The sequence below is a fragment of the Agrobacterium sp. 6Ca8 genome (assembly GCF_055382765.1).
Genome location: NZ_AP026433.1, coordinates 887,556 through 908,670 on the forward strand (window position 1 = coordinate 887,556; position 21,115 = coordinate 908,670).

Annotated in this window: 23 protein-coding genes and 1 tRNA gene; 12 read left to right on the plus strand and 12 right to left on the minus strand. The window is 57.0% G+C overall.

What is annotated here, in order from left to right; all coding sequences use genetic code 11:
- The first annotated feature begins 34 nt into the window (after positions 1 to 34).
- Positions 35 to 1,003 carry a LysR family transcriptional regulator gene (locus tag ACZ5A6_RS04430; protein WP_013635904.1) on the plus strand — a complete coding sequence of 323 codons (969 nt, stop codon included), beginning with the start codon at positions 35 to 37 and terminating at the stop codon, positions 1,001 to 1,003.
- 200 nt (positions 1,004 to 1,203) lie between these two features.
- On the plus strand, positions 1,204 to 1,755 hold the full coding sequence (locus ACZ5A6_RS04435) for a DUF2087 domain-containing protein (protein ID WP_174061465.1): 552 nt from the start codon (positions 1,204 to 1,206) through the stop codon (positions 1,753 to 1,755).
- A 45-nt stretch (positions 1,756 to 1,800) separates the two neighbouring features.
- Here ACZ5A6_RS04435 and ACZ5A6_RS04440 read toward each other — a convergent pair whose 3' ends face one another.
- From ACZ5A6_RS04440 to ACZ5A6_RS04450, 3 genes are all read right to left on the minus strand, one after another.
- The gene (locus tag ACZ5A6_RS04440) at positions 1,801 to 3,789 is read right to left on the minus strand and encodes a bifunctional 2',3'-cyclic-nucleotide 2'-phosphodiesterase/3'-nucleotidase (protein WP_003512549.1); all 1,989 of its coding nucleotides are present in this window, start codon (positions 3,787 to 3,789) and stop codon (positions 1,801 to 1,803) included.
- A gap of 214 nt (positions 3,790 to 4,003) precedes the next feature.
- Positions 4,004 to 4,339 (minus strand): PilZ domain-containing protein, encoded by a 336-nt coding sequence (locus ACZ5A6_RS04445; RefSeq protein ID WP_003512551.1) that lies wholly within the window; start codon positions 4,337 to 4,339, stop codon positions 4,004 to 4,006.
- A gap of 98 nt (positions 4,340 to 4,437) precedes the next feature.
- Positions 4,438 to 4,905 (minus strand): DUF1203 domain-containing protein, encoded by a 468-nt coding sequence (locus ACZ5A6_RS04450; RefSeq protein WP_174061464.1) that lies wholly within the window; start codon positions 4,903 to 4,905, stop codon positions 4,438 to 4,440.
- A 162-nt stretch (positions 4,906 to 5,067) separates the two neighbouring features.
- On the opposite strand from ACZ5A6_RS04450, the gene ACZ5A6_RS04455 reads away from it, so the two are divergent.
- Positions 5,068 to 5,952: a DUF4344 domain-containing metallopeptidase gene (locus ACZ5A6_RS04455; RefSeq protein WP_111789297.1), complete on the plus strand. Its 885-nt coding sequence runs from the start codon at positions 5,068 to 5,070 to the stop codon at positions 5,950 to 5,952.
- Positions 5,953 to 6,006: 54 nt separating this feature from the next.
- Entirely contained in the window at positions 6,007 to 6,651 is a 645-nt protein-coding gene (locus ACZ5A6_RS04460) for a dihydrofolate reductase family protein (RefSeq protein WP_174061463.1), read from the plus strand.
- Positions 6,652 to 6,789: 138 nt separating this feature from the next.
- Here the strand turns inward: ACZ5A6_RS04460 and sseA are convergent, their stop codons facing one another.
- The 4 genes from sseA to ACZ5A6_RS04480 form a co-directional block, all read right to left on the minus strand.
- Positions 6,790 to 8,211: a 3-mercaptopyruvate sulfurtransferase gene (gene sseA / locus ACZ5A6_RS04465; RefSeq protein ID WP_174061462.1), complete on the minus strand. Its 1,422-nt coding sequence runs from the start codon at positions 8,209 to 8,211 to the stop codon at positions 6,790 to 6,792.
- Between the two features lie 16 nt (positions 8,212 to 8,227).
- Entirely contained in the window at positions 8,228 to 8,965 is a 738-nt protein-coding gene (locus tag ACZ5A6_RS04470; RefSeq protein ID WP_174061461.1) for an alanyl-tRNA editing protein, read from the minus strand.
- 12 nt (positions 8,966 to 8,977) lie between these two features.
- Complete coding sequence (locus tag ACZ5A6_RS04475; RefSeq protein ID WP_112681865.1) at positions 8,978 to 10,015, minus strand: cysteine synthase A; 1,038 nt, start codon at positions 10,013 to 10,015, stop codon at positions 8,978 to 8,980.
- 122 nt (positions 10,016 to 10,137) lie between these two features.
- Positions 10,138 to 11,577, minus strand: a complete 1,440-nt coding sequence (locus ACZ5A6_RS04480) for a cryptochrome/photolyase family protein (protein WP_174061460.1) — start codon at positions 11,575 to 11,577, stop codon at positions 10,138 to 10,140.
- Between the two features lie 189 nt (positions 11,578 to 11,766).
- Between ACZ5A6_RS04480 and ACZ5A6_RS04485 the strand changes: the two genes are divergently transcribed.
- From ACZ5A6_RS04485 to ACZ5A6_RS04495, 3 genes are all read left to right on the plus strand, one after another.
- Positions 11,767 to 12,054 carry a DUF982 domain-containing protein gene (locus ACZ5A6_RS04485; RefSeq protein ID WP_003512562.1) on the plus strand — a complete coding sequence of 96 codons (288 nt, stop codon included), beginning with the start codon at positions 11,767 to 11,769 and terminating at the stop codon, positions 12,052 to 12,054.
- A gap of 131 nt (positions 12,055 to 12,185) precedes the next feature.
- Entirely contained in the window at positions 12,186 to 12,743 is a 558-nt protein-coding gene (locus ACZ5A6_RS04490) for a methylated-DNA--[protein]-cysteine S-methyltransferase (protein WP_174061459.1), read from the plus strand.
- Between the two features lie 113 nt (positions 12,744 to 12,856).
- Complete coding sequence (locus ACZ5A6_RS04495; RefSeq protein WP_025593218.1) at positions 12,857 to 13,300, plus strand: TIGR02594 family protein; 444 nt, start codon at positions 12,857 to 12,859, stop codon at positions 13,298 to 13,300.
- 68 nt (positions 13,301 to 13,368) lie between these two features.
- On the opposite strand, the gene ACZ5A6_RS04500 is transcribed toward ACZ5A6_RS04495, so the two are convergent.
- Positions 13,369 to 13,608: a hypothetical protein gene (locus tag ACZ5A6_RS04500; RefSeq protein ID WP_013635919.1), complete on the minus strand. Its 240-nt coding sequence runs from the start codon at positions 13,606 to 13,608 to the stop codon at positions 13,369 to 13,371.
- A 169-nt stretch (positions 13,609 to 13,777) separates the two neighbouring features.
- Between ACZ5A6_RS04500 and ACZ5A6_RS04505 the strand changes: the two genes are divergently transcribed.
- The gene (locus tag ACZ5A6_RS04505) at positions 13,778 to 14,170 is read left to right on the plus strand and encodes a DUF2934 domain-containing protein (protein ID WP_003512570.1); all 393 of its coding nucleotides are present in this window, start codon (positions 13,778 to 13,780) and stop codon (positions 14,168 to 14,170) included.
- Positions 14,171 to 15,472: 1,302 nt separating this feature from the next.
- Here the strand turns inward: ACZ5A6_RS04505 and ACZ5A6_RS04510 are convergent.
- The 3 genes from ACZ5A6_RS04510 to ACZ5A6_RS04520 all read right to left on the minus strand — a co-directional run bounded on the left by ACZ5A6_RS04510 (position 15,473) and on the right by ACZ5A6_RS04520 (position 16,717).
- Entirely contained in the window at positions 15,473 to 15,715 is a 243-nt protein-coding gene (locus ACZ5A6_RS04510) for a hypothetical protein (RefSeq protein WP_162736169.1), read from the minus strand.
- Positions 15,716 to 15,975: 260 nt separating this feature from the next.
- Entirely contained in the window at positions 15,976 to 16,485 is a 510-nt protein-coding gene (locus tag ACZ5A6_RS04515) for a DUF6538 domain-containing protein (protein WP_003512587.1), read from the minus strand.
- Positions 16,486 to 16,642: 157 nt separating this feature from the next.
- Positions 16,643 to 16,717, minus strand: a tRNA-Asn gene (locus tag ACZ5A6_RS04520).
- A gap of 176 nt (positions 16,718 to 16,893) precedes the next feature.
- Here ACZ5A6_RS04520 and ACZ5A6_RS04525 point away from each other — a divergent pair.
- On the plus strand, positions 16,894 to 17,172 hold the full coding sequence (locus ACZ5A6_RS04525) for a hypothetical protein (RefSeq protein ID WP_013635921.1): 279 nt from the start codon (positions 16,894 to 16,896) through the stop codon (positions 17,170 to 17,172).
- A gap of 3 nt (positions 17,173 to 17,175) precedes the next feature.
- On the opposite strand, the gene ACZ5A6_RS04530 is transcribed toward ACZ5A6_RS04525, so the two are convergent.
- The gene (locus ACZ5A6_RS04530) at positions 17,176 to 17,820 is read right to left on the minus strand and encodes an exopolysaccharide biosynthesis protein (protein ID WP_003512591.1); all 645 of its coding nucleotides are present in this window, start codon (positions 17,818 to 17,820) and stop codon (positions 17,176 to 17,178) included.
- A gap of 516 nt (positions 17,821 to 18,336) precedes the next feature.
- Between ACZ5A6_RS04530 and ACZ5A6_RS04535 the strand changes: the two genes are divergently transcribed.
- The 3 genes from ACZ5A6_RS04535 to ACZ5A6_RS04545 all read left to right on the plus strand — a co-directional run bounded on the left by ACZ5A6_RS04535 (position 18,337) and on the right by ACZ5A6_RS04545 (position 21,024).
- Positions 18,337 to 18,924, plus strand: coding sequence for a YqaA family protein (locus ACZ5A6_RS04535; protein ID WP_003512594.1), 588 nt, complete (start codon positions 18,337 to 18,339; stop codon positions 18,922 to 18,924).
- Between the two features lie 138 nt (positions 18,925 to 19,062).
- Positions 19,063 to 19,617, plus strand: coding sequence for a dual specificity protein phosphatase family protein (locus tag ACZ5A6_RS04540; protein WP_003512595.1), 555 nt, complete (start codon positions 19,063 to 19,065; stop codon positions 19,615 to 19,617).
- 312 nt (positions 19,618 to 19,929) lie between these two features.
- Positions 19,930 to 21,024 carry an ABC transporter substrate-binding protein gene (locus tag ACZ5A6_RS04545; RefSeq protein ID WP_035198131.1) on the plus strand — a complete coding sequence of 365 codons (1,095 nt, stop codon included), beginning with the start codon at positions 19,930 to 19,932 and terminating at the stop codon, positions 21,022 to 21,024.
- Positions 21,025 to 21,115: the final 91 nt, after the last annotated feature.

The window sequence follows — 21,115 nt, forward strand, 5'->3', positions numbered from 1 at the left end:
TGTGGAAGAGACCTATCGATGAAATGGATGGAACATGGACGCGAACCCGACGCTCGACCAATTGCAGGTGTTTTTGACGGTTGCCGAAACCGGAAGTTTCTCTGCCGCGTCACGGGCGCTCAATCGCGCCCAGTCTGTTGTCAGCTACACCATCGCCAATCTCGAGGCGCAGCTTGAAGTCAGCCTGTTCGAGCGCAATGGCGTACGCCAGCCTCGATTGACGGACGAGGGTCGCGCCATGCTGGAAGATGCAAGGCGCATCGTGGCCGGCCTGCAGGAAATGCGTGCGCGCGCCAAGGGTTTGAAGCAGGGGCTGGAGGCCGAGCTTTCTGTCGCCATCAGCACCATGGTGCCGGCGGAAGCTGTCGTTGCGGTGCTTCGCGATTTTCGCAAGGAATTCCCCACCGTTACCCTCAGCCTCAATGTGGGTGAGTTGGGCATGGTTATGGATATGGTGCTCTCCCGCAAGGCTGGCATTGGCATCGGCGGGGCGCTGTTGCGCCAGGATGACGAACTCGTCGTCGAAAAGGTCGGCCATTCCTTCATGCTGCCGGTCGTCGCCGCCGATCATCCACTGGCACAGATCGAGAGGCCGCTGGTTCTGGGCGATGTCCGCGAGGAGGTCCAGCTCGTCGTCACCGATGCGTCGGGGCTGACCAAGGGGCGCGATTTCAACGTGCTGTCCTACAAGACATGGCGGGTCAGCGACATTGCCACGAAATACCAGCTCATCAAGGGCGGTCTCGGCTGGGGCGGTCTGCCCGCATCGATCGTGCGCAACGACCTGACCAATGGCAGCCTGAAGGCACTCGATCTCGAAGCTTATGAGCAGGGCGAATATCCGATCTTTGCGCTGCGCCGGGTGGATTCACCCGCCGGTCCCGCTGGCCAGTGGCTTGCCACGGCCTTTCAGCAGCGTCTGTCGGCATGCCCGAACCAGAAGGATTTCAACAGGATAATTGCCGGAGGCAAACAGCGGACTATTTCTGTCGCCGCCGAGTGACATGGGTTGACTGAGTGACCAATTGACGAAGGTGAATGGCCTGCCTTATACAGGAAACACGGTCAGCAGTTCACCGAGGCATCGCCGTCCCGCAAGGGAAGCTAAACCTGCATTTTGAAAGATTGACAGCACTTATCCCGTGCCTAGTCGGAAGCCGGCGATCAGCGACACCTCTTCGGAATGGCACTCGAGGGTAAGTCATGCCACGTTCGATCTTTTCCATTGATATCGCCGACCTCTCCACATTTGCCAAATCGCTACGCGAACAAATCGGCAGGCTGGACCGCCAGCCAAGCCATGTGGAGATGCTCAATCTCCTGAGCCGGGCTGCCGGATTTCGCAACTTTCAGCATCTGCGCGCCGCGCGCACGCCACCCGTAGCAAGTGGCTTGCCGCCACCGCAGACACGACGGGAGACAATGCCTGCCAATGAGGGCAGGGTGCTGAAGACCGCGCGGACTTTCGATGCTGCCGGTAGATTGGTGCAGTGGCCGGCCCGCCGTTCCCAGCAGGAACTGTGCCTCTGGTATATTTGGGCAAGAATCCCAGCCGGTCGCAGTTTCTCAGAGCGCGAATTCAGCAGCTTTCTCGATGGTCTGCACCTGTTTGGAGATGCCGCGATGCTGCGGCGTGACATGGCGGGTCTCCGGCTCATCCGCCGTAATCGCGATGGCAGCGACTATCAACGCATCGAGCAAAAGCCACCGCCGGAACTGCCACTGTTGTTGCGTATCGTCAGTGACCGCAATTGAGTAAATGCCCTCCCGGCCGATGAAACGCCGGGAGGGCTGCAAGCTCTAGAGAACGAGGCGGAACTTTGCGAAACCTTCGGCGCCGTCGCCGGCATCCTCGATTTTTGCGCCCTTGATGTCAGCCGCGTAATTGCGACCCTTCGGACCAGTCTCGAAGATGGCGGTCGTATTGGCAACTGGCGCGAAGGACCAGTTGGCATCCGCCGACGGGTTAATGGTGCCCTGATCGATGATATAGCGCACGATCACGTCACGGTTGGTGTCGGGCGCCACAAAGATCACCTTGTCGGCGGCGATATCGGGGAATTTTCCGCCGCCGCTTGCTCGGTAATTGTTGGTCGCCACCACGAATTTCTGCTCGGGGTCGATCGGCTTGCCGTCGAATTGCAGATTGACGATGCGGTTGCTGTCGGGATTGACGGCCTTGCCATCCTTGTCGAACTTCGCCGGTTTGGAAATGTCGATCTGGTAGGTGACACCGTCGATGACGTCGAAATTATAGGACGGAAAATCCGCGTTTAGGAGCGGCGCATCCTTTGCGCCGGCCTCGACCGTGTTGAACATGCCGGCGGACATTTCCAGCCAGTTCTTCACCTGCGCACCGTTGATCAGCACCGCCTGCACCGTGTTGGGGTAGAGGTAGAGATCGGCGACGTTCTTGATGGCGATGTCACCGGCAGGGACATCGGTGTAATAATCCGCACCACCGCGACCGCCAGACTTGAAGGGCGCTGCTGCCGAAAGCACGGGCAGATCCTTATATTGCCCTTCCTTCAGCATGTCCTTGATGTACCACGTCTGGGCATTGGAGACGATCTGCACGGACGGGTCGTCGGCCACCAGCGCGAAGTAGGAATAGAGTGGCGCCGACGTCTTGCCGACCGGGCGACGCACATAGGCGAGCGCCGCTTCGTGATCTGCCTTGGCGGCGGCTATGACCTCCGGTTTGTCCGTGACATCTGCAACGACCTTGCGATTGTCGTCGCGGTGGTAGATCGGGCGGGCCTCGGAGGTGAAATCGACGATCTTCCAGCTTTTGCCGTCCTTTTCGAGCAGAAGGTCAATGAGGCCCATATGCGAGCCCCAGAAACCGGCCATCACGGCCGGCTTGCCCATCAGCGTACCCTTGACCGCATCCGCACCCTCGATGCCGTCCCATGTCTTCGGACCGGGGAAGACCAGATGCTGGTGACCAGTGAAGATGGCGTCAATGCCTTCCACGCCCGCCAGATAAAGCGAGGCGTTTTCCATGCGATCGGTCTGGCCCTTGCCATCGATGCCGGAATGGGAAAGGGCGATGACGATATCGGCACCTTCTTCCTTCATGACCGGAACCCAGGCTTTAGCCGCCTCGACGATATCGCGCGTCTGGGCCTTGCCCTCCAGATTCTTGGAATCCCACATCATGATCTGCGGCGGCACGAAACCGATGATACCGACCTTGACCGGACTGGTTACGCCTGCACCATCGCGGATCTGTTTCTCGAGGATGACGTAAGGCTTGAAGAACAGCTCATCCTGCTTGGGATCGGAAGCCAGCTGACCCTTGGTGAGGTTGGCGCAGACATAAGGGAAACCGGCGCCCGCCAGCGTATTGGACATATAGTCGAGGCCGTAATTGAATTCGTGGTTGCCAAGCGTGCCGCAATCATAGCCAAGGACATTCATGGCGTTGATGACGGGATGTTTGTCGCCGGCCTTCATGCCGCGCTCATAGGCTATGTAGTCGCCGAGCGGGTTGCCCTGCAGGAAGTCGCCATTATCCACCAGCATCGAGTTTCCGGCCTCGGCACGGATGGCGCCGATGATCGAAGCGGTGCGCGCCAGACCCATCGTGTCGTTCGGTTTGTCGGCGTAATAATCATAGGGAAAGACGTGAACGTGGATGTCAGTCGTTTCCATGATGCGCAGATGCGCCTGGTTGGCTGCGGCGCGCGCGGCGAAGGGATGCAACAGCACCAGAGCCGAAGAGGCGGCGATGCCCCCCAGAAGCGAACGGCGAGTGATGGGGTGGAGAGCGAGAAGCGACGACATGGGAACTCCTTCGTATGAAGCTTGCTCTGTCAGGAAAACGACAAGGTAGAAGCAATCCCCGAGGAGTCCATCATCAAAATGACAAGCCCGTGACGGACGGGCCAGTTTTCAACCGTTTGATAAATTTTTTGTCACAAGGTGGCCGCGCGCGCGTGGCGCGCTTCGGGAATGCGCTATGTCCGGTCTGCGCATTCCCCTTGTCGGAAACGTCTGCTTAGCGGGCGAGAGTCGGTTTTACTTCTTCGTGGAAGAAGCGGAAATAAGACGACAGCTGTGCCAGCGTGTTGGTGGAAAGTTTGAGTTGCAGGCCGAGCCGGTTCATGTGCTGCCATTGCACGACACCCTCGATGAAACCCAGATCTTCACTCTGCACCTTCACCCGGCTTCCTTTGGCGGCAGCGAAAGGTCCGTCCAGTTCGAGCGCCATGCCGGTGGCGGACAGGTCCACCACGCGGCCTCGGGTCGACTGGCTGAAATAGTGCACGGTCGCGTAGATCCGGGTCTTGCTACGGGTCGCAGTGCGGGTCGCCATATTGAGGTTGTTTGTCATTTCGCTACTCAAATCAATTGTTTCCGATGCTTGCATCATGACGTAGAAAGTTTGAGAGCCGTTTAGCCGTTTGCTTAAAATTGCAAGTAATCGCGCGATTATGCTGTGTCGATACGGCACTGGTAGCAATTGTTGCGGGCGGAGCGCACATGCACATAAGCGACGTCTGCCCGCTCCAGAAGATGCGCTGCGCGTGAAAGGATTTCGTCCGTCGCCGTCACCGCTCCGGTGCCGTAGACTATGCGGTCGTCAGTGCCATAGCCGCGAACGATATAATCGGGGCTGTTAAGCATCGGGGGAAGGGCATCCGTCTGCGGATAGTGCTCACAGGCCTCAGCGTGAAGAAAGACTGGCCCCGTTTCCGCATAGGGCTGGAGCGAAGGGAAGGGCCGGTAGGCGAGGATCAGCATTCCTTCGCCTTCATTAATCTGGGAAAGGCAATGGCGGCACGGCATGCCACCTGGAGAAACGGCCTTTTCCGGCGGGTTGCCATAGGCGTCGGCGGCTCCCGCCCGGAAAGCCTCAGCTTCCTTAGCCGGCATTGCTGTAAAGATGAGATCGGTCATGGCGAGGTCCTTCTGTTGGGATCGGCGTTGCTTCTTTGCAGCTATGATCCCGAAACAGACCTATATCCACCCGATTCTTGACGGGTGATGCAACCAGCCCATTGCGTGACTCGTTAGCATCGGGAATCAGTGGCGCTCCTCGATCCCGGAAGGTCTGATTTTATGTTCCGTCGTTTTCTGGCCGCCGTTCCGCTGGCTTTCGTTTCTTTGACGGTTCCGATCGACACGCAGGCGCAGGTCGCCTCCGGTCTCGATGGCCTGTCCGACGATCAGCTCCAGCAGGCGGTCAATTTCGTCATCGGCAATGCGATCTTCTCGCTTTATCACGAGGGTGCACGCATGCTGATCTCGGATTTCGGCGCGCCGGAGACCGGCAGCGCGCAAGCACCTGCCGATCAGCTGGCGGGCACGCTCATCCTTCAGGCCAACGAGGAATGGCTCGATACCGCACTCGTCAATGCTACCGACAGCTGGTATCTGGCGCGCGAGACGGAGGCTTTGCCCGAGCACGAAGCACCGGTGTTTTCGGCGCTTGTTCCCGACAGGAGCCGCGATCGCAACATGGCCTGCCTGATGGTCGGCCGCGACAAGGACGGCTATGGCGATCTTGCCACCATGATGGGGCTCGCCAATGACGAATTTGCCAAATGTGGCGCCGCCTATCCGCGTATCGCATCGGCGTGGGAAGATTTTCTGACGCCCCACCGCGCGCAGACACCATCCAGATTTACCGTGAGCTACGTGCCGCCGCGCGATCCGGAGCTGGAACCTTACGCCATCATGGTCAAGGAATCGAAGGTTCTCGATCTTATCAGCCGCAGTTTCGGCGTTTACGGCTTGAAAGGCGAGGTCAAGTTGACGGCGAAGTCCTGCGGGCGTCCCGATGTCTACTGGTCGGCCGAAAAACGTGAGATCACCTATTGCTACGAGCTGGGTAAATTCCAGGCGGAGCTGATTGCCGATCATCTCCTCAACAGCGTTACCGAAGACAAAGGTTCCGCCGGCGGGCACACCCCGACGGCCGTTACTCTGGAAAGAGAAATCTGAGGCCAGTTACCGGATGCACGGCAACCTGTCCTCTTGAAACGGGAGGATATTGCCATGCCGAAGGTTGTCGTTCGAAATTTCGCCATTTCGATTGACGGATACGGTGCCGGGCCGGATCAAAGTCTTCAGAACCCGCTGGGTGTGAATGGCGAAACCCTGCATCAATGGGCGTTCAAGACCCGCACCTTTCACCGCATGTTCGGCAAGCAAGGCGGCTCGACCGGCACGGATGAGCAGTTTTCCGAGAAAAGTTTCGAAAATATCGGCGCCTGGATCTTGGGCCGCAACATGTTCGGGCCTATCCGCGGTGCCTGGCCGGATGAACACTGGAAGGGCTGGTGGGGGGAAGAGCCGCCTTATCACGTGCCGGTTTTCGTGCTGACGCACCATGCGCGCGCCTCCTTTGCGATGAAGGGCGGCACCGTGTTTCATTTCGTCAACACGGGCATCAAGGCCGCCCTCGACATGGCGTTGGAGGCGGCAAACGGCAGGGACGTCCGGATCGGCGGCGGCGTTTCGACCATTCGGCAATATATGGCCGGAAGCATGATCGACGAACTGCATCTGGCGCTGGCCCCGGTCTTTCTCGGCAAGGGCGAAAACTTCTTCGAGGGGCTGGATTTGCCTGCGCTTGGTTATCGCTGCACCGGGACCTCGGCGGGCGAGGGCGCGACCCATTTGATTATCGATAAAGCCTGAGTCGCAAACTACACAATGGTTTCATGTGCGGTTGCCTCCCACTCCCTCATTCCTGTGACAAGCAAAGGAATGAGGGAGGAGTAGTCGGATCTGCTCTATAGTCGGGGAATAGCGCGGGCCATCCCCGACGTGACGAACTCAGTTGCGCAGCGAGATTTCCAGAAGCTCCGTATCTGACAGCGGCTCTACCCAGGCCTCATAGGTACCAACAGGCGAAAATCCCATCATCTGGTAGAGTTGCAGCGCGCGCGGATGGTCAAGCGTGTTGGTGGTCACCGTCACGCGCTTCGGATTGTCCTGCCAGGCGGCGTAAAGCGCCTGCAACAGGAACCACTTGCCGACGCCAGCACCGATTGCCTCTTCGAGAAGCCCGAAATAGGAAAGCTCGGTTACCTCGTCGCTTGCCTTGTTCAGCTCGAAGAAACCGGCGGGTGCACCGTTCATATAAAGGACGGTAACGCTGTTGTTCGGGTCCTTGAGGACGGCGGACAGTTCCGCATCGCTCATGCGCATGCGTTTCTGCCAGTGCCAACGTTTTCCCACCCGCCAGTACATGTAGCGGTAGAAGTGCAGGGGAATATCGGTGACCCGCATCAGTGCCGTCTGGATGTTGACGGGGATAGCAAGGCTGACCTTCGGCGGCGCCGTCATTTCAAGCTGCGTGACATGCGCCTTCAACGGCCCATGTGACACCACGGGAAGAGGTTCGGCAGGGCCGGTGACAACAGGCGTGTCTTCCAGTCCACCCCATTCCGACCACGAACCGTCATAGAGCGAATTATCCTGGTGGCCGAGCGATTCCAGCGCCAGCGTAATGACGGCGGCGGTAACGCCCGAGCCGCAGCTCGTCACCACAGGCTTGCCAAGATCGATACCGGCATCCGCCACCATCTTGCGGATGGCGGTGAGGTCCTTGAAGTGGCCGTTCTCGGAAAATGCGGTGGCGGGCAGGCTGCGAGCACCAGGCATATGGCCCGAACGCATGCCGGCACGCGGCTCGGCCTCGTCGCCGGTGAAACGTCCCGCGCCGCGGGCATCGGCAATCTGCTTTTCGCCACTGTCAACGATGCCGCGCATGGTCGATAGCGAGGTCACGCGCTTTTCGTTGAAATCGGGTGTGAAGGTGGCAGGTTCGATCTCAGGCGTGCCGGTTTCTAGCGGCCGGCCTTCGCGCTTCCAGCCGTCAAGACCGCCATCCAGCACGTAGGCCTTGCGTACGCCCATAACCCGCAGCATCCACCACACGCGCGGTGCGGAAAAGAAACCGGGGCCGTCATAGACCACGATGGTATCGGTGTCGCTGAGGCCAAGCTCTCCCGCCTGTTCCGCAAACAACTCTGGCGAGGGCAGGGAATGCGGCAATCCGGTTGCATGATCGGCGATCTTGTCCTGATCGAAGAACACGGCACCGGGCAGGTGACCCGCCGCAAATTCTTCCTCACCGTTGCGTTTATGCGCCGGCAGATACCACGAGGCATCAACGAGACGAAACCCGGCCGTGCCGAGCTGCTTTTCTACCCAGTCCGCCGAAACGACGAAACGGCTCTTATCCGTGCTCACGATGTCTCTCCTGATTTCAGGCAGCAGCTTCAGGCGTGCCGAAACGAATGCGGAACCGCCTGTTCTCCTTGCCCTTCTTTTCTATCTTGGCAATGTGAATATCGCCCACTTCCTGCGTTTCGGAAACATGGGTGCCGCCGCAGGGCTGGCTGTCGATGGTAGAATTTTCGCCGATGCAGACAAGGCTGACCCGGCCAAGGCCGATTGGCGGGCGCACATTCTTGGATTTGACGATGCCCGGATTGGCCTGAAGTTCTTCGTCGGTAATCCATTGCAGGAAAACGGGATGGTTGGCTTTCACCAGTTCCATCAGCTTTGCCGTCACTTCGTCCTTGTCGATGGTTTCCGACATGTCGAAATCGACGCGCGATTCGTCTTCGCCGACGGCAGCACCGGTGATTGGCCACTGGCAGACGACTGATAGCAGATGGCAGGCCGTGTGCATGCGCATCAGCTTGTAACGGCGCGGCCAGTCTACGTGCAGGGTCAGTTTTTCACCGACCTCGGGGGAAGGCTGACCTTCCAGCGGCACATGGATGATAACGCTCTTGTCGGCGCCATTTTTGGTAATGCCGAGTTCGATGCGCGAACCATCGGCCCGCTCGAGAAAGCCGCTGTCGCCCGGCTGGCCGCCGGACGTGGCGTAAAAGCAGGTCTGGTCGAGCTCGATGCCGCCATCCTCATGCACCGCCGTGACGATCGCTTCTGCGGTGGAAAGATAAAAATCGTCACGGAACAGGGCATTCGCAGGCATTTCGGCATGTCCTCAAACGGTTTCGTACGGAACCGCAATCTCGCTTTTCGTTGCCAGCCACTGCGGAACCGGAAGCCCCTTGGAGCGCAGGAAATCCGGATTGAACAGCTTCGACTGATAACGATTACCGTAGTCGCAAAGTATCGTCACGATTGTATGCCCCGGACCAAGCTCGCGGGCAAGGCGGATTGCGCCGGCAATGTTGATGCCGGAGGAGCCACCGAGGCAAAGACCCTCTTTCGTGACCAGATCGAACAGCACCGGCAGGGCTTCTGCATCCGAAATACGATAGGAGAAATCCGGCGCGAAGCCTTCCAGATTGGCGGTGATGCGCCCCTGTCCGATGCCCTCGGTGATAGAGGAGCCTTCCGACTTCAGGACGCCATGCTTGTAAAATTCGTAGAGGGCGGCCCCCTCAGGGTCGGCAAGGCCGATCTTTATATCGGGATTGAAATCGCGCAGGCCGTCAGCCACGCCCGCAAGCGTTCCGCCGGAACCGACGGAGCAAATGAAACCATCGACCTTGCCGTCCGTCTGGTCCCATATTTCCGGTGCCGTTGTCTCAATATGGGCCTGACGGTTGGCGATATTGTCGAACTGGTTGGCCCAGATCGCGCCGTTTTCATCCGTCGCGGCCAGCTGTTTTGCCAGGCGGCCGGAAACCTTCACGTAATTGTTCGGGTTGGAATAGGGTGCCGCCGGAACCTCGATCAGCTTTGCGCCGAGAAGCTTCAGCGCATCCTTCTTTTCCTGGCTTTGCGTCTCGGGAATGACAATGACAGTCTTGTAGCCGAGCGCATTGGCCACCAGCGACAGGCCGATGCCGGTATTGCCTGCCGTGCCTTCCACGATGGTGCCACCCGGCCGCAGCTGTCCGCGCCGTTCCGCATCGCGGATGATGTAAAGCGCGGCGCGATCCTTCACCGATTGGCCGGGATTGAGAAACTCCGCCTTGCCGAGGATTTCACACCCCGTCGCTTCAGAGGCAGCTTTCAGACGGATAAGCGGCGTGTTGCCGATAGCACTGAGCGCAGAGGGATGAATGGTCATGATTGAGCCTTCTTGTCTGAGCGGAAATTAGGTGCCGTTATGTCCCGTTACAACCGCCTCAAGGCAAGAAATTATCTTCCCGCCTCAGGCTTCGCCACGCAAAATTTTGCCGATACCCAATTTTATGCGTTGTTCTTCACTTCGGCATAGGCCGCAAGTGCTCTTTCCCGTGCCTTCCCATGGTCGACGATCGGCAGAGGATAGGTCTTGCCGAGCTCGATACCCGCCTTTTTAAGCACCTCTTTCGGTGCTTCAAACGGCTTGTGGATGTATTTTCGCTCAAGCTTTTCAAGCTCCGGCACGAAGCGGCGCACGTAGTCTCCCTCGGCATCGAATTTCTCCCCCTGCAATATGGGGTTGAAAATGCGGAAGAACGGCGAGGCGTCCGCGCCCGAACCCGCCACCCACTGCCAGTTGGCGGCGTTGGAGGCCGGATCGGCATCAACAAGCGTATCGCGAAACCACTTCTCTCCTTTGCGCCAGTCGATAAGTAGATGTTTGATGAGGAAGGATGCCACGATCATGCGCACCCGGTTGTGCATGGTGCCATGTTTCCACAATTGCCGCATGCCGGCATCCACGATCGGATAACCCGTCATGCCACGCGTCCAGGCGTTGAAGGATGTGTCATCGTCCCGCCAGCCGAAGGCGTCGAAACTGTCGTTCCAGTTTTTCTCGTCCAGCTCGGGAAAGTGGAACAGCAGATGGTAGCAGAATTCCCGCCAGACGAGTTCCTTGCGGAAACGGCTGATATCGTTGGACGCGATATGGCGTGATAGCCCCTTCGTCGCATGCCACACGGCGGCGGGCGATATTTCGCCGAGCGCCAGATGCGGCGCAAGAAGCGACGTGGCGTCCTTCGCCGGAAAATCGCGGCCTTCCTCATAACCCTTCAAGGCACCATCGATGAAATCATCGAGTTTTTCCCGCGCGGCATTTTCACCGGGTGTCCATATCTCGCTGAAACCCCTGGCCCAGTCCGGTTTGACCGGCAGAAGCTTCCAATCATCGAGTTTCTCCGATTTTGGCCATGTCTCAGGTGCCTTCAGGCTCTGCGGTGCATCCGCCGGCGTATGTGGCTCCTCGCCGCCCTCCAGAGCCCGCCAGAAGGGCGTATAGACCCGGTAGGGACCGCCGGATTTGGTCTGCACCCGGGATGGTTCATGCAGGAGGTGTCCGGCAAAGCTGCGAACTGTCAGGCCGTCGTCCCCAAGCGCCTCTTTTAGTGTCTTGTCCGTTGCCATGCCGGTCGGCTCATAACGACGGTTCCAGAGGACTGCATCCGCGCCGGTCTCGGCTATAAGCCGGCGCAGCGTCTCCTCTGCGTTGCCGCTCCTGAGAAGTAGACGGCTGCCGCATTTTTCCAGCGCCGCGGAAAGAGAGGCAAGCGAATGGTGAACCCACCATTCCTGCGCGCCGCCCAGCGGGCCGCTGGATGTCTCACGGATATAGAGCGGTATGACGGGGCCGCCATGCTCCACCGCTGCGAGAAGGGCGAGATTGTCCGCAAGGCGCAAGTCCTTGCGGAACCAGACGATAACAGGAGAGGATTTTGTTGGCATGAAGGGATCCGGTTCACTTCCGCTTGAACGAGTGTTGAAACGCTTTGTTCCTCAAATCGCGTAGAATGGAAAGCTGGAGGCACATGGTTTTTCGAGGGCTATTTTTTCGACCTTGAAACCGAAAGTGAAGGGAACCAACTGGAGGAGCCAGCGTTTTTCGCTGGTTAATAGAGCATGGAAGTACAATCAATGTTGCTGAAAGACGTTAAGTGGGAAAAGCCTGTTACCATATCCTTGGAAAACGGTGCTCCCCGGATTTTCAACGGCGTTTACGAGGCCTTCGATTTTCTCCAGCACGAATGGCCACAACGCGGTGACAAGGCGCATGAGCAGGCCCTGCGTCTGTGCCGCGCCTCGCTGATGGGGGACGTGGCGGGAGAGATTGCGCGCGCCGCCTTCGTTACCGCGAGCCGCCAGGCGCAATGCCTCTTGGAGGCCGGAAACAAGGTGGAAGATCAGGGTAAACTTGCATCCTGACAGCGTTCCGGGATTAAGATGTGAAAGGCCACCCGTAAAGCCGGGTGGCCTTGTTTTATCCGCCGCCAGAAACGGGTTGTGTCGAACGCAGGATATGGCATCGTGCGCGTGCAAAGCGGATGAATACGGCAATGACCAACCACTACGGCTATATTGTTTTCCCGACAGCTCTCGGCCATTGCGGCCTCGCATGGGCAGAGCGCGGTATCGCCCGTCTGCAATTGCCCAGCGCAGATGCCGGTGAAACCGAAAAACTAATCCAGAAACGCCTGCCGTCATCTTCCATTGCTGTACCCGACACACGCGCCCGTGAGGCGATTGCGATGGTTAGCCGCTATTTCGATGGTGAAGAGATTGATTTTACGCCCGTGGAACTCGATCTTTCCGGGCAGGAGCGGTTCTTTCTAGATGTCTATAAGGTGGCACGGCATATCGGCTGGGGCCGCACGACGACCTATGGCGGTATCGTAAAAACGCTGGGCCTCTCCATGGAAAAGGCCCGCGACGTCGGGCAGGCCATGGCGAAAAATCCCGTGCCGCTGATCATTCCCTGCCACCGTGTTCTGGCGGCTGGCGGCCGGCTGGGTGGCTTTTCCGCGCCGGGCGGAACGAACACCAAATTACGCATGCTGGATCTCGAAAATGCCGGCCGCAGCCGCGCTGACGATGCACAGGGCAGCCTGTTTTAAAGCAATGACAGATCAGTCCGCATGAATATCCGTCTGATTTCTGCCCTTTTCTCGTCAAATTGTCGCTAAATTGTCACAATACACGGACGCCCTCTAACATAAGGGCGAGACGTTTGAGAGTATCCGCGTTAATTCTATCCGCTGCCTTGGCTTTTACAGTCGTGGCACCCGCGTCGGCTGGCATGCTGAACCAAGCTGAAAAATACACCGGACTGCATGAATCCAAAAACAACAAGAGCCTGAAGAATATTCTTGGGGCAAATCCCCGCAGCACACCGTGGTGTGGCCTGTTCCTTCATGCCGTTGCCAGCAAGGCCGGGCGCGCATCGCCCAAATCCTACGGATTTGCAAAATCCTGGACGTCATTCGGTTATGCCGTTCCCGTCGCCGCCGCCAAACCGGGCGATGTTGTCGTCATTCGCAACGGCCGCGGTTATCACGCCGGAATATTGAAGAGCATGAGCGGCAAGACAGCGCAAATTCTCGGCGGCAATCAGTCCGGCCGGGTGCAGGTGTCGAACTTCAACCGCAAGGCCATCGTTTCCGTGCGTCGCTGAAGACCGGACCAACTTACTACGATCCTTATAAAGGCGGGCTGTGGCCCGCCTTATGCGTTTTAAGGCCCCTATGGCTGTTCCCTTGTGCCGGGTGCCGCATCGCGCTGGTCATCGTCCTCAAGGTCTGTGGCGACGATGAAGGCATCCTCGTGTTGCCGCGCTGCCTGCCGGCGTGCGCGCAGGCTTATCGATTCATCGGGGTAAATCTCACTTTCTTTCGATTTGAGTTCGCTGTCGGTTTCAAAACGCGGCAAATCTTCGTCTTTGATATCGAGAGGTTCGTTTTTCTTCTGTTTCGGATCGCTCATGGATGGTCCTCCTGCGGGTTCCTGCCGGACAAACGATCCTGCAGTGAGTAGGGTTCCCTTTTTTCAGGGAAATGCGCATGCGCAATCTCCGGACGCGGAACAATTTCCGGCCATTTCTGTTTTTCAATTGGCGCAGTCAAAGCCGATGCGACGCAAAGAGGAGGACGTTATGAACCATGATCGCGAAGCAGCAATCCGCGAAAAAGCCCGCGCAATATGGGAGAGGGAAGGCAGGCCGGAGGGACATCACGAACGCCACTGGATGGAGGCGGAACTGGAGGTCTCGGCAAGCACAGAAACCGGAAAGACCAATGGCAAAAATGGCGCGAAGAAACCCGCTGCCGCCAAGTCCTTGGTCCAGAAGAAGGTGACTGCGGATAAGGCTTCGGCAAAAAATGCCAAATCACCAGCGGTAAAATCTCTTCAGAAAGAGCAAAAAGCTGAGACCAGCCGAAAAGACGACGACCTGACCGAAAGCCTGGAGGAAAGTTTCCCGGCAAGCGATCCGCCGGCACTCACCAACGCGTCCACTTCGACGAAGCGTGTGGCGAAGAAGACCTGAGGTCAATAGCGCCCAGCTACGCGCCTATGCCAAGATCGATATAGAGCGAATGCTGCGGCATCTCGCTCATCATGCCATATTTTGGAAAAAATGGCTCCCCGGGCCGGTGGCACAAGCTGCGGTATATTGCATCTGAATCTGATCGCGCAGTGCAGAGGTATAGCCGTTTGAAGAAAACTTTGCCTGATCTAGGGCCGAGGGATTACTATAGATAGCGGCGTTGGCGTTTGTGGTTGCGGTATCGGTAGCGTTGGCACCGTCGATGAGCAGGCACAGTGCAGCAGAAGCCTCCCAGCGATCAAACCAATGGGACCGAGAGCGACAGCAAGGCCGCCAGTAACCAGAGTACCTGTGCGGACAGCAGCAATAAACGCGCTCTAGCCAGTAGAAGTATTCGGCATCGCGATCATATGATTGAAAATACATGTTGCTCTTTCTCGATTGAGGTCTCAAGCATTTATGCCCTGTTGAGGTGAGCAGGAGTAAGTAGTCTAATCGATAAAGAAACGTATTTGGTTTTTGTCTATAATTAAAATCTCCAATACTTTAGGAGAATTGATTATGGAAAGATAGAAACTGATCTATATCGAGGACCACTTGAAGGTTTCGCTGTTTTTGGCGGAGCAAGCGAATATTGGCCTTCTAATATAATTGTTGAATATGATCCTTATGGACGTACAAAACCGGTTAGCCGGCAGGATAAAAAAACTAGTTCGCACATTACCCCCAACCAATGGCCAAGGCATTCAACCCGCCTGCCGAGAGGTGGGCGGGTTTTTATTTGCTTGTGAGGATAGTGAGCAGAAAGCGCCAAGTCGATGGTTCGCCCTTCGATCTGCAGCACCTGGCGGCGTGCATTTAGTTGCCCTACTGGACGTCTTTCCCCGTCCTGTAAATGACCTGCCCGTTGACGACGGCTCGCTCGTACCCTCTGCCACCGCCTTGATCGATCCATTCTCTGCTGTTTCCGGAAGGATCTCTTTGCGGTTCCCTCTCTGGTCGAACATAATCATGGCGGTCACGGTCACGACGCACATAGTCGCGACGATTGTAATTGCGCCGGTCATAGTCGCGGTAGTATCGTTCACGCTCATTGGAACGATACTGAACGCTCGACGCGTAGTAACCGCCCGATTGATATCCGCTGTCATCCACGCATCCAGAGAGGATACCGACGGACAACATACCAATTGCTACGCTTAATAGTCTCATGATTTCGACTCCCGATGAGTGATTTAACGTCGACAAAGCGTCGCAGTTCCATGGACAATGACGCTTGCGATCTTAACCAGGGGTGAATGCTCAATTGTGGCTCGCGACGGTCGAGGACATTTCTAGTACGCACGACGATTGTAGGACGAGTTGCCTCGGTAGCGATGGTGGCAAGCGGCGCTCCAGCTCCACGATATCGATCTGGGAGACGTCGCCGGCCGGCGTGTAGGTGAAGCCGTGCGGCTCATCCACATCAAGACCGCGCGCCACATTCTCAAGCGCTATTACCAGAAGCATGGCAACGCGCGCGCCAGTGTTAGTTTCTTGCAGCAAGCCACCGGCCTAACAAGGGGCAGCGTCGCAAGCGCAACAGAGGATCTTGTAGCGTGGGGCTATTTCACCCGCGTGATGGGTTCTGGCAAACGGCCCTCCGAATACCACCCGAATTTTAGCGTCCTACAGTCGCCGGACACTACTAGTGTCCTACCGTCACAGGACGATACAAAATCAAGCGTCCTACAGCCACAGGACGAAATCGTCCTAGGGTCACAGGACGCTAAATCGGGTAGCGTCCTACAGCCGCAGGAGCAAACTCATTTACTTGTCTCGGCTAGCTGATTTGGCGACATTCCGGTCCGCCCGGCCTCTTTGTGATGTGTGTAGAGCTTCCACACGTCACTTATGTGTGGTCTAGGTTCGGGGGCGGTTCCAAGGACGCCGTCGGCAATGGTCCGCGATATGTCGAAATTCTGCTCGGCAATTTTGAAACGGCGCTCCAGTTCGGCAATGTCAATCTGGGAAACTTCGCCCACCGGCTTGTATGTGAAGCCCATTGACTGTGCAGCTCGCACAGCCGCATCATATTCCTCGACTGCACCAACGGCGCTTTTGCCCTCAAGTAGGGCACGCCAGAAAGCTTCCGAGGCCTTGTGAACAGACTCGGCTCGTTCAAGCGCGTCTTTATGATTTTTCGTCTTCAGGCTTTTCTTCACATGCGCGCGTTTGTCGAGGTGAGAAACCTCCGTAGGGACGCGCCGGTAATACCGATAGATGCCACTCGATGGATCTCTCAGCACATATTTTGAAACATCTTCTGACTTCATTCGTTTACCCGCCTGCATACGGAAATGTAGCCAAAAAGTATCCGAAATAGCAAGAATGGGAGTAGGCGCTGGCGCCCATGAAAGCAGCGGTCAATTGTAAGCAATTGTTTTTGCATGGTTGTTTTGCGGTATGTTACTTTTCTCCTCTAGAGAAAAATGGCTCCCCGGGCCGGATTCGAACCGGCGACCTGTCGATTAACAGTCGAATGCTCTACCGCTGAGCTACCAGGGAACGTGCGCTGCTTGGCGCGGTGTGAGCGGGGTAATACAAATGCTTTTCCGATTTGCCAAGCGCTTTTTTCAAAAAAAACGCATTCATCTTGTTTTATCTCGCCGGAGTCCCGATTTTCCGGGCTTATCGACGGTGAAAAAATTATCCACAGGCCAGATGTTAAAGGGCAGTATGGAATGAAATTTGGAATGGACCACAGAACGGGTCGTCTCAATCTCGGAAAATGGAGCGTTGCCATGCCGCGTTCGCGCGTCGGCAGGATCGCCACCGGCTCGGCGCTGGTGGTGGGCGGAACGCTCGGGTTTTTGCCCATCCTCGGTTTCTGGATGGTCCCGCTTGGTCTTATCGTGCTTTCCCACGATTTGCCGGCGGTTCGCCGCAGGCGGCGGCGGCTGGCAGTCTGGTGGGCATCGCGACGCAATGGTCGCAACACCCGCAATAGAGGTGGACAATAAGGCTCAGCCGCCCATCGAGCTGCTGAGGCCCTGTCCAGCCCAGAAGGCGGCGTAGGCGAGTGCTGCAAAATAAATCGCTGTCAGGATGAGAAACAGATACCCGCCGAGAACGGTCACACCGTCCCTCTGGATCATACCCGCCGAAAAAAGCAGGATGGCGACGCCAGGCAGGGTGTTGGAGAAGGGAATGAAGCCGAGCGGCATCATCAGCAACACGCCAGCGGTCATCAGCGCAAGTCCGTTCACTCTATTGGCGACGATGCCCGCCGTCAGCGCCGGAAGGCGCGGGCGGATGAAGCGATCGAGCCTGGAGACTATGGCGACGCCTTTCTGCAGTGCCGGTACCAGCTTTGCCGTTTCCATCTGCCGGTCGAGAATCCTGGCCGGCAGCCATGGCAGACGGTTGAGGGTGATGGCCAGACTGACGAGAATGATCGCTGCGCCAAACACGGTGCTGACGCCTGGAATGGAGACCGGAATGAGGAAGGGCAGGGAAGCTATGGCACAGATGAGCAGCAGGCCCTGTTCGCCGATTGCCTCCATCAGCTCGCGCAATGTGATCGTCTGACCTTGCAGTTTCCCAATCAGCTTTTCGAGCGTGGTGCTGAGCTTTTCAGACGTATCAGTGAATGCGAATTCGTTCGACATCAGGCTTCCCGGAAGTTGCTTTAACTCCGGGTTTGATAACATTCATCCGGCCGAATGCCTACCGCCGATGGAAAATCAGCGTCTTTTCGGACCGGTGCTGCCGCCCGCCTTTGTCAGTGGGAAACCCAGCTGCTGTAGGCGCCTGCGAGAAGAACAATCAGCAGGATGACCAGTATGACCGGATTGATCGACGTAATGAAGCTTACATAGTCCATGATAACTTCCTCCTCTTTCCGCCACACCTTATTCTACCGCAAAAAGGCCGGTTTATCTACCTGAGGATGAAATTTCGCATCGCAGCAACCATTCGCCGCTGCGGTCTGGAATTGTTTGTTTTTCTCATTTGCCGCAACGCAAAAAATAAATCTTCCAACATTTGCCATTCTCGTGCGTTGTCTCTAATCCTGATTTGGCGGCGGTCGATAGTCATACCGTCCGCCGCTGACAAACCGCCACTGAGATGCCTTGGCTCCCGCCTTGCCTTCGGTCTAAAACGATCTTCCCCGGGGACATGAAATGCTGAAAAACATCTATGCCTGGACGATGGCGCTTGCCGCGCGCAAAAGCGCCGTGTGGTGGCTGGCGATCGTGGCCTTCGTCGAAAGCTCCGTCTTCGTTGTGCCGGCGGATGTGCTTTTCCTGCCCATGGTGCTGGCAAAGCCAAAAAAGGCGATGTTTTATGCGCTCGTCGCAACGGTCGCTTCCGTTCTCGGTGGCATTGCCGGCTGGTTTCTCGGCCACTATGCTTTCGAGAGTATCGCGCGGCCAATTCTGGAATTTTACGGCAAGCTGGACAGCTTCGAGCAGCTCAAGAATTCGGTAAATTACGAGACCATCATTCTCCTGCTGGTGACATCGGGCTTTGCGCATCTGCCGCCGATCAAGGTTGTCACCATCCTCTCCGGTGCGGCCAATATCAGCCTCGGCCTGTTCATTCTCTCGGCTGTCGTCACGCGCGGCGCGCGCTTTTTCATCCTCGCCGGGTTGCTGCAAAGATACGGTGAACCGGTGCGCCACTTCATCGAAAAACGCCTTGGTGTTATCGCCGCCGCTGTGGCCGCAGCGCTCATCGCCATCTATGCGGTCTACGTTTTCGTGCGCTGACGAAACGCAGTTTTTCTACTCTTACAATACTGTCGCATAACTTTCAGCCTACTGTCAGAATCCAGCTGTATCGGTTGTCTCGTCCAATGAGAGAACCGATTTATTATGCGAAGATTATGGAAGTGCTCCTTTGGGGGTATGGGTATTGCTGTGCTTGCCGCAGGCGGTTATCTCCTGGCCATCCAGCTTCTCGGCAACTTTCACGAGGTGGTGGCAGGGCAGCTTTACCGCTCCAACCAGCCAAGCAGTGAGCAGCTGGTCCGCTATACCAGGGACCATGGCATCAAGACGGTCATCAATCTGCGCGGAGAGAATGAATCCGAGGACTGGTACAAGGATGAGATCAAAACCTCGCGCGAGCTTGGGTTGACCCATATCGATTTTGGCATGTCAGCCCGCCACGAACTCGACATGACCAAGGTGAACCAGTTGGTCGCGATCATGCGTGATGCGCCGAAACCCATCCTCATCCATTGCAAGTCCGGTGCGGACAGGACAGGCCTTGCGACCGCGCTCTATCTCGGCCGCGTCGCGTATCTCGGTGAAAAGGCGGCTGAGAGCCAGCTTTCCGTCCGCTACGGCCATATCGGCATCCCCTATCTGTCTGAGACCTATGCCATGGACCAGACCTGGGAAAATGTCGAACACATGTCGATCGCCGACGACTTCACAATTGCTTCAAACGAGTTTTGAAAACGGTCGGGCATAGCGTCCGCAAAATTGCTGATCGATCTCCTGAAGCGGGATTTTGCATTCCGTTCTGATCGCGCAACGGTCGGGACGGGGCCCAAACGCTTGGTTTCTTAACTGTTGAGTTCTCAACGACGCAGCCTGTCTTTCATCAGGCGACCCGCTTTCTCCCTCTCGAGGTTCGTCGGAAATCACATTTTTTGTCTATATATTAGTAACTTATGCGATCCCACAATTAAGTTGACTCATTTAATCATCTTTTATAGAGCGACGTTGTTTCAACTTCTGGATCGCATCATGACCCCAAAATCATTTATGAGCGGCCTTGCCGCATCGCTCTTGTCTATTCTCTTTACCGCCCCTTATGTAATGGCTGAACAAAAGACCATCACAGATGTCATCGGACGCGAAGTGAAGGTTGACCTTCCAGCAAAGCGCGTTGTTCTCGGTTTCTACTTCGAGGACTACATGGCGGTCGGCGGCGAGAAAGCCTATGATTCCGTCGTCGGCATTTCTCGCGAAGCCTGGGAAGGCTGGGTACCCGCCAACTGGAAGATGCATCTCGCGCATCGCGCCTCGCTTGCCGACATTGCCGATGTCGGTGAAGTGGAAGCGCAGACTTTCTCGGTCGAAAAAGTGTTGAGCCTCAATCCCGATCTGGTGATTCTGGCAGACTGGCAATACAAAGCGCTTGGTCTCGATGCCGATCGTCTGGAAGAAGAAGGCATTCCCGTCGTCGTCGTCGACTACAACGCCCAGACGGTCGAGCGGCACGTCGCCTCGACCCGGCTTTTTGGCGACCTGACCGGCCAGGAGAAGCGTGGCAAGGAAATTGCCGACTTCTATGCCGGTTCGCTGAAAGAGGTCGCTGACCGGGTCGCCAAGTCCGGAAAGCCGAAACCGAAGGTCTATGTCGAGTTCGGCAACAAGGGCCCGGCCGAATATTCTTTCACCTACGGCAAGAACATGTGGGGCGCCATGTCCACGGCGGCTGGCGGCGACAACATTGCCGCTCCCTTCGTCGAATGGTGGGGACCGATCAATCCAGAACAGGTTCTGGCGTCCAAGCCTGACGCCATCTTCATTTCCGGTCGCGAAAACAACAAGAACCCGGCAGCGCTGCCCATGGGACAGGCGGTGAAGGCGGCAGACGCAGGCGAGAAACTCAAGGCATTTGAGGCCCGTCAGGGCTGGAGCGAATTGCCCGCCATCAAGAACGGCCAGCTGTTCGGTGTCTACCAGGGTGCGTCGCGCACGCTCTCCGATTTCGCCATGGTTCAGTACATCGCAAAGCAGCTATATCCCGAGCAGTTCAAGGATGTCGATCCGATCGCCAACTATCTCGGCTATTACAAGAAGTACCTTCCGGTAACGCCTCAAGGCACTTTCGCCATCGCCGTCAAGGATTGATATCGCGCTTGCCTGTGGCGGCGCAGAAACGTGCTTTCTTCGCCGCCACAGTGGCGAAATCTCGCGAACGCCGCCGTTGCGGCGTCCGCTT